The sequence below is a fragment of the Streptomyces nanshensis genome (assembly GCF_001751255.1).
Taxonomy (GTDB): domain Bacteria; phylum Actinomycetota; class Actinomycetes; order Streptomycetales; family Streptomycetaceae; genus Streptomyces; species Streptomyces nanshensis_A.
This window is the reverse complement of record NZ_LJGW01000360.1, coordinates 1,984-9,426: the sequence shown is the minus strand read 5'-3', so window position 1 is coordinate 9,426 and position 7,443 is coordinate 1,984. Positions and strand designations below refer to the sequence as shown.

The following is a 7,443-nucleotide window of genomic DNA, read 5'->3' as shown; positions in this document are numbered from 1 at the left end:
TCCGCGCATACCGCGCCCTCGCCCGGCGCCATGGCGCGTTCGCGTGCCGCCCGCGCCCGTGCGCAGGCGCCCGTCACACGGGACGAACCGGTGGACCCCTCGCCCGAGGGCACCACGCTCGCGAGCGTCGCCACCCCGCAGGGCGCCCCCGGCGGCTACCGCCGGCTCGCCGACGGTCCGGGCTGGAAGCGCCTCGTCCGCAGTGATCTGGCGGGGGCGCGTCCGGGACGGGCGGAGAAGCGCACCACGCTGACGGCCTTCGTCCAGTTCACCGATCTGCACATCGTGGACGTACAGCACCCGCTGCGCTACGAGTTCCTGCGCGCGGAGACCACGAGCGCCTGGCGCCCGCAGGAGGCGCTGTCCGTCGCGGCGACGGTCTCGCTGATCGAGCGGGTCAACTCGCTGCGGGCGGGCCCCGCGACGGGCGAACCGCTGTCGCTGGCGGTCACGACGGGCGACAACACCGACAACAACTGCCGTGCGGAGCTGGGGTGGTTCCTCACGGCGATGACCGGCGGACGGATCACCCCGAACACCGGCGACGTCGACACATACGAAGGGGTGCACAACAGCGGTCTGCCGCTGTACTGGCAGCCCGACGACGCGCTGCGCGACGACGACAAGAAGCTGGGCTTCCCGCGGATCGACGGCTATCTGAAGGCGGCGATACGCGAGGTCAACAGCCCCGGGCTCGCCCTGCCCTGGTACTCCACCTCGGGCAACCACGATGCGCTGCCCGGCGGTTGCTACGCCGGCGACGGCTTCTTCGCGGACTTCGCCGTCGGCGGCCGGAAGTTGATGGAGCTGGACTCCGAGGCGGAGGCGGCCCGGCTGTGGAAGGGCGTGGAGGACGGCGCCGACCCCAAGGGCGAGCAGCTCAAGGAGGTGCTGCGCTCGCGGATGCGCTCGCGCGCGATGCGGCACGTCACCGCGGACGTGGAGCGCGCGCCCTTCACCCGGCGGGACTGGGTGCGGGCCCATCTGCGGCGCCGCTATGCCGGTGCGGGCCCCGTGGGGCACGGCTACACCGAGGCCAACCTCGCCGAGGACCGGCTCTACTACACCTTCCGGATCGCGGAGGGCGTCACCGGCATCAGCCTGGACACCACACGCCACGACGGCGGCTACCCGGGCAGTGTGAGCGAGGCCCAACTCGCCTGGCTGGAGCGGCGGTTGCGCGAGGAGCGCGACAAGGGAAGCTATGTGCTGATCTTCAGCCACCACACCAGCACCACCATCCCGGACGGCGGCGACAGGCTGCTGTCCCTGCTGCAGCGCAATCGGCACGTGGTGGCGTGGGTCAACGGCCACAGCCACAAGAACCGGATCAGACCGCGCCGTACGTTCTGGGAGATCTCCACGGCCTCCCACATCGACTTCCCCCAGCTCGCCCGGACGCTGGAGCTGGCCGACAACGGGGACGGGACGCTGTCGATCTTCACCACCCTGATCGAGTCCGCGGCACCGGCGCGCACCGACCACCACGACCTCTCGCAGACCGGACTGGCCGCGCTCTACCGCGAGTTGGCCCTCAACGCCCCCGGTGCGCGCAGCGAACTCGGCGGGACGCCGGAGGACCGCAACACGGAGCTGCTGCTGCCCAAGCCCTGAAACCGGGTGTCGCTTCCGCTCCGGGAGGAGCAGAGTTGCGGGCATGGCGAGTACGGAGAAGGCGGGGGCCTCGGACGTTCCCGTGGAACGGGAACGGGAACGGGCAGGGCGGCCAGGGCGGGCGGCGGCGGGAGCGCCGCCCGGACGGGACATACGGGACGGGGTGCCCTCCGGGCGTACGGGGCAGCCGTCCGGTCAGGGCGGTCCCGCGCTGATGGTCGTGGCGGGGGCCGCCTGCACCTCGTCCTCGGGGATGTTCATCAAGCTCTCCGAAGTCGGCGCGGGCACGGCCGCGTTCATGCGGTGCGCCCTCGCGCTGGTGGTGCTCCTGCCGATGGCCGTCGCCGAGTACCGGCGCATCGGACGGCGTCCCCTGCGGCTGCTCGCGCTGGACGTGTCGGCGGGCGTGCTGCTCGGCCTGGACTACGTGTGCTGGGTGGAGAGCATCCACGACCTGGGCGCGTCCATCGCGACGCTGCTGCTCAACGTCCAGTTGCTCGTCTTCCCGCTGCTGGCCCGGGTGTTGACCGGTGTCCGGCTCGCACGGCACTTCTGGCTGACCGCGCCCGTGCTGCTGCTCGGCCTCGCGCTGGCCGGCGGGGCGATCGGCGAGGCGGAACCGGGCAGCGACCCCGTCTCCGGTGTGCTGTACGGCACGATCGCGGGCGTCGGGTTCGCGGGCTATCTCTTCCTGATCCGGCTCGGCGGCGAGGGCGGCAGACCGCGCCGGAAGGGCGCCGCTGCCGACGGCGGCGGACAGAGCGGACGTCCCGCACAGCCGGGGCGGCCCGCGCGGAGCGACGAGCCCGAGGAGGGCAAGGAGCCCGAGAAGGACACGGAAGGCACCGGTACGGACGGAGGCGAGGGGAGCGGCGCGAGCACCGCGGACGGCGGGAGCGACGCGGACTCCGGAGGCGGGCGGGAGGCCCACGTCCCGGCTCCCGTCCCGTCCACCGGCCGTACGGAACGCACCGGCGGTACGGAACGCACGGGCCGCGCCCGCCAGTTCGTACGTTCCGGACGCGCCCGCCGCTTCAACACCCGTAGCCACACCGTCACTCCGGTCTGCGCCTCCACCGCGGGCGCGGCGCTCTCCGCCGGCGTGCTGGGCGCACTGTGGACGGGCGTCGACCTCAACCCGGGCTGGCCGGCGTGGGGTTGGCTGATCCCGATGGCCTTCCTCGGGCAGGTGCTCGCCTGGCTTCTGATCAATCCGGCGCTGCCGCGGCTCGCGCCGGACAAGGGCGCCACGCTGCTGCTTCTGCAACCGGTTCTGGCGGTGCTCTTCGGCGTCGGATTCCTCGGCGAACGTCCCACTGCGACCCAGTACGCGGGCTGTGCGCTGGTCGTCCTCGCCGTGTGGCGTGCGACCCGTACCGATCACTAGAGTCGGCGCATGTCCGTGCGCTCCACCGTCGTCGCCCTGGTGGTCGCCACCGTCGCGGCGTTCTCCGTGAGTTCGTCCGCCGCGGCCGACGCGGGTCACGCCGCGGCGCAGGACGCGATGGACGACGAGGTGCAGCGGTCACAGGTGCCCGGCGTGCTCGGGCAGGCCCAGGACGGCGGCGGGGTGTGGCATGGATCCTCCGGCGTCGCCGACAGCAGGACGGGGCGCCCGCCGATGCCCCACGACACCTTCCGCATCGGCAGCCTGACGAAGCCCTTCATCGCCACGGTGCTGCTCCAACTGGAAGCGGAGGGCACGGTGGACCTGGACGCGCCCGTGGAGCACTGGCTGCCGGGCACCCTGCGCGGCGGCGGCGAGCACGGCCGCTCCATCACCGTCCGCCAACTCCTGGGCCACACCAGCGGGTTGTACGACTTCACCGCCGATCCCCGTGTGCGCCGCGAGACCTTCGGCCCGCGCTTCGCCGCCCACCGCTACGACTCGCACCAGGCCGCATCCCTCGTCCGTACGGCCATGGCGCACCCGCGCGCCTTCGCGCCGGGCACCGGCTGGGGCTACTCCAACACCAACTACGTCCTCGCCGGCATGGTGATAGCGAAGGCCACAGGCCACTCCTACGCCCACGAGGTCGAGCGCCGCGTCATACGCCCGCTGCGGCTGCGCCACACCTCGCTGCCCGGCACCTCTCCGCGGCTCCCGGTCCCGCACGGGCGCGCGTACTCCCGGCTCTCGGCGTCCGGACCCGGCGCGGGCGCGGGGAGCGGGACGCGTGCCCAGGACGTCACCACGCTCGATCCGTCGCTGGCGGGCGCCTCGGGCGAGATGGTCTCCTCGACCGGCGATCTGGTCCGCTTCATGCGCGCGCTGCTGCGCGGGGACGTCCTGCCGGCGCGGCAACTGGCGCAGATGAAGACCACCGTCCCCGCGGAGGGCGGCGAACGCTACGGGCTGGGGCTCACCGAGTACCGGCTCTCCTGCGGGACCACCGTGTGGGGCCACGAGGGCACCATCCAGGGCTCGCGGTCCGTCGCCGCCACGACGGCCGACGGTTCGCACACGGCGGCCTTCAACCTCAACGCCGACTGGTCGGAGGGGACGTCCGGCCTGGTCGAGGCGGAGTTCTGCGGCTGAGGCGGAACGCCACGGACGAGGGCCCATGTGAATCCGATGTCGCGCCCGACGCAGGCTCTGCCGCGGCCCGTTGGGGCCGGGTCCGCGGCCTCTTCGGGCCAGGCTCCCGTTCCCTTCCGGTCCGATCCGGTCCGATCCGGTCCGCCGTGCCCTCAGCGCGGCGTGACGATCACATACTCCGCGGGCTCCCGCTCGACCGCGGTCATCAGTGCCGTCCGTACGATCGCGGCCTGCTGCCCGAGGGAGTCGCGGAGCTTGGCCGGGGTGAGATGGACGACCGTGATGCCGAGCACCTCCAGCGCCTCGCGCTTGCGGGCGTACTCCGACCAGCGCGCGTCCGCTTCGAGGTGCGGACGGGGCGTGCGGGTGTCCAGCTCCACGGCGACGGACTGCTCGGGCCAGAACGCGTCGACACCGCCCAGGTACGGGCCGCCGGGGAGCCGGAGGTCGACGTTCCAGCACGGGCAGGGCAGCCGGTGCCGGAAGACCATCTCGTAGAGCATGCCCTCGGCCAGCGCCCGGCTCTCCGCGACCAGCGCGTCGACGGCCAGCCGTACGTGGGGTCTGCCCAGCAGCCGCGCCCTGATCAACTCCCCCACCACGGCGCCCGCTTCGCAGTGCCCCGCCCGTACGGACTCCACCAGCAGCCGCCGTACCACCCCGGCGTCCGGCAGCAGCGCGACGGTGTCGGCGAGCGCACGAGCCACGGGCGCAACCGGCACTCCGGTGATCTCCTCCGCGTCCGGCAGGCTCTGGCCGCGCACGACGCGGACACCGCCGGTGGAGCGCAGCCGCCTCGTCCACGGCACGAGCACGTCGATGCGGTCGAGGGCGCGCAGCGAGGGTGCGCCGTCGAAGCCGTGCAGGGTGAGCGCGGCGAGCCCGGTGATCATCGCCTGCGGAGGTTGCGGTGTCTGCGGTGGTGGCGGCGAGGGCGGCGTGCAGGGGCGAACGTCCGTGGCGGGGCCGCCCGTTCGGGACGCGGCGCCCTGCTGCGCGGGGATCGGCGCGCACTCGCCGCCCGCGTAGAGCAGCGCGGCGTGCAGCCGCTCGTCGCTCGTGGGCGGGCCGGGGTGCAGCAGATAGACGCCGGGAAGCAGAAGCTGCCAGGGCCCGCCGGGACGGCAGCGTGCGTCGGCCTCGGAGACCGGAATGCCGTGTGCGCGCAGGGAGTTCGCGGTCAGTACGCGGTGCCGCGGGGCCTCCGAGAGATGGCTGAGCGGGCGGGGGGAGAGCGGGGTGTTGTGCGTCATGTCCCGCCGATTCCCACCAAGGGACCGCACACCAACCTCTGTTACGAGGTCGTCGACAAAGCCGGACAACTCTGCCCTAAAGTACGCCCGTTCGAGAACCGATCAGCCTGGCGTCGGACATCGGTCGCCTACGCGCGGGTGCCGACTGCCGTACGGCGCGGGGGCGTCGGGAGTCCGCCGCACGGACGGAAGCGGCCGGCCCGGGAGTCGCACGGACCGGCGGAGGGCGGGAGTTCGACAGGGCCCGGCGGACGACGGAAATCCAACAGGGCCCGGACGCCGCGAAGATCACGGAAGGGGAGCCGGCCGGCACGGAGAGCAGTTGGAAGGAGACCGGAAAGAGAAGGGAGCGGCCGAGGGCGTGGCCGCCCCGGTCGGCCCGGAGCCGTTCAGCCCTGCTGCTTGGTGCCGTTGCCGGACTTGCCGCCCACCGTCACCAGGGCGGCGATCACGAGGAAGATCCCGATCGGCAGGGCGACGAACAGCCCGAGGGTCTCGACGAGGCTGAGCCCGGGACCCGGGTCGTCGCCGTCGTCGGAGACGGCCGCGAAGGCGGGGGACGACACCGCCAGCGCCAGCGCCGAGACGGCGGTCACGGTGCCGGCTCGCAGAACGTTCTTGTTGGCCTTCTTGCTGTCCTTGTCGCTCACACCGTCAACATAGCGGACCGCTCACGGGGGTGGCCGCCGGGGTCTCCCCGTCGCCGGTAGGGGGGCGGCGGCGGTCCGCCGCCCGCCCGGCGGAGGCGGGCACGGGTCCCGGCGGGAGGAACCACCGTCCTCCCGGACCCGGCCCGGAGGCCGGTCAGATGTCGGAGCTGTCCGCACCGAAGCCGCTGCCGGTCGGCTCGCTGGTCAGCGGGAGCTCGGCGAGGGGCGGTTCGCTGGTGAGAGGGGCGACGTCGGCGAGGGGAGGTTCGGAGGTGAGCGGCGCCTCGAAGCAGCCGCACGAGCACGAGCCGTCCAGTCCGGAGTCGGGGTCGGACACACCGGACAGGTCTACCGGCTCGTGCCCCTGTTTGGAGAGCACCTGCTGTTTCGACAGCACCTGTCGCGGCAGCGGGGTCAGGACGGAGAGGAGTTCAGCGGACGCGGCCACGGTGGGCCTCCGTTCGTTGAGGTCGGATGGTCAGATCGTGGGGCCTACCCAGTCGAGCCGGACGCAGACGTGATCCGGAGCGGAACGTGGCCGAGGTCACGTTCGCCCGGCAGGCGATTTGCCTGTGCTCGCCCCTGTGGAGCGAACGGACGACCGGGCGCCAGGCCGTCACGCGCAAAATTTTACAGGGCCCTCACCCAAGGTCACCAGCGCACGCCCCTTTGGCACCGCTTCGCCCCTGCTACCGGGCACCCGCGACCCCGCACAGACACGGTCCGTGAGCGCGCATGTGCGGGGGCGGCACGGGCACGAGGGGGCCACCACCCCGCCGGAGCACCGGAGTTGAACGTAAAGTGATCCTCCGATGACACTGTGTGGTGTAACGGGTGCGGGAGCGGTGGAGAGGGTGACGGAATGAACAGGAGCGGTGCGTGCGGCGTCAGGAACCGGTGCGGCCGCGGCGCGCGTCCAGCCTTGGTGAAGCCCGGCGTTCCGCCGCCGGGGGCCCGACAACGCCCCGCGGGGGCCGCGTTGACATGCTCGACACGGCGGTGATGGGGTCGGCTCCCGAAGTGTCGCCTGTGGGCCCGGTGTTCAGCTCCGGTGAACGATGTGAGAGATGTGCTCCGCCCGCGGAGCGCACGGCCCGCGACGACGACCGGGGCGGTTCGCGGCGGCACCGGAGGCGGCAGCGGCGGACGCGGCAGCACGACGACGGTACGGGGAGGACGGAGGACGGCGTGGGCGCAGCGGCCCAGGGTGACAGAGGGGACAGAGCACGGCGGCGCGCGGGCGCGACCGCGCTGACCGCCGCCGTGATCGGCGGGCTTCTCGGCGGCATGCCCACGGCCCAGGCCGCTCCCGCGCCGGATCCGGGCGACCGCTCGCCGGGCACCGCGGACCACGAGGCGGGCGGGGAGAAGAAGGCCAAGTCCCCTG

At 73.1% G+C, this 7,443-nt stretch carries 7 protein-coding genes; 4 read left to right on the top strand and 3 right to left on the bottom strand.

Annotated elements, in window-relative coordinates:
• From AN218_RS21455 to AN218_RS21445, 3 genes are all read left to right on the top strand, one after another.
• A partial coding sequence (locus tag AN218_RS21455; protein WP_107421531.1) for a TIGR03767 family metallophosphoesterase occupies positions 1–1,614 on the top strand: 1,614 nt, incomplete at its 5' end.
• 43 nt (positions 1,615–1,657) lie between these two features.
• Positions 1,658–3,001, top strand: a complete 1,344-nt coding sequence (locus AN218_RS38365) for a DMT family transporter (protein WP_070018528.1) — start codon at positions 1,658–1,660, stop codon at positions 2,999–3,001.
• 9 nt (positions 3,002–3,010) lie between these two features.
• Positions 3,011–4,153, top strand: a complete 1,143-nt coding sequence (locus AN218_RS21445; protein ID WP_171908746.1) for a serine hydrolase domain-containing protein — start codon at positions 3,011–3,013, stop codon at positions 4,151–4,153.
• A 152-nt stretch (positions 4,154–4,305) separates the two neighbouring features.
• On the opposite strand, the gene AN218_RS21440 is transcribed toward AN218_RS21445, so the two are convergent.
• From AN218_RS21440 to AN218_RS21430, 3 genes are all read right to left on the bottom strand, one after another.
• A complete protein-coding gene (locus AN218_RS21440) occupies positions 4,306–5,406 on the bottom strand; it encodes a hypothetical protein (RefSeq protein WP_070018527.1) in 1,101 nt (366 codons plus the stop codon).
• 389 nt (positions 5,407–5,795) lie between these two features.
• On the bottom strand, positions 5,796–6,056 hold the full coding sequence (locus AN218_RS21435; protein ID WP_070018526.1) for a hypothetical protein: 261 nt from the start codon (positions 6,054–6,056) through the stop codon (positions 5,796–5,798).
• Positions 6,057–6,210: 154 nt separating this feature from the next.
• On the bottom strand, positions 6,211–6,504 hold the full coding sequence (locus AN218_RS21430) for a hypothetical protein (RefSeq protein ID WP_070018525.1): 294 nt from the start codon (positions 6,502–6,504) through the stop codon (positions 6,211–6,213).
• Positions 6,505–7,244: 740 nt separating this feature from the next.
• Here AN218_RS21430 and AN218_RS36910 point away from each other — a divergent pair.
• A partial coding sequence (locus AN218_RS36910; RefSeq protein ID WP_216311790.1) for a hypothetical protein occupies positions 7,245–7,443 on the top strand: 199 nt, incomplete at its 3' end.

Bases quoted from the DNA above. Each gene is read 5' to 3' on its own strand.
- AN218_RS21440 (WP_070018527.1), bottom strand. From the start codon at position 5,406: ATGACGCACAACACCCCGCTCTCCCCCCGCCCGCTCAGCCATCTCTCG.
- AN218_RS21445 (WP_171908746.1), top strand. From the start codon at position 3,011: ATGTCCGTGCGCTCCACCGTCGTCGCCCTGGTGGTCGCCACCGTCGCG.
- AN218_RS38365 (WP_070018528.1), top strand. From the start codon at position 1,658: ATGGCGAGTACGGAGAAGGCGGGGGCCTCGGACGTTCCCGTGGAACGG.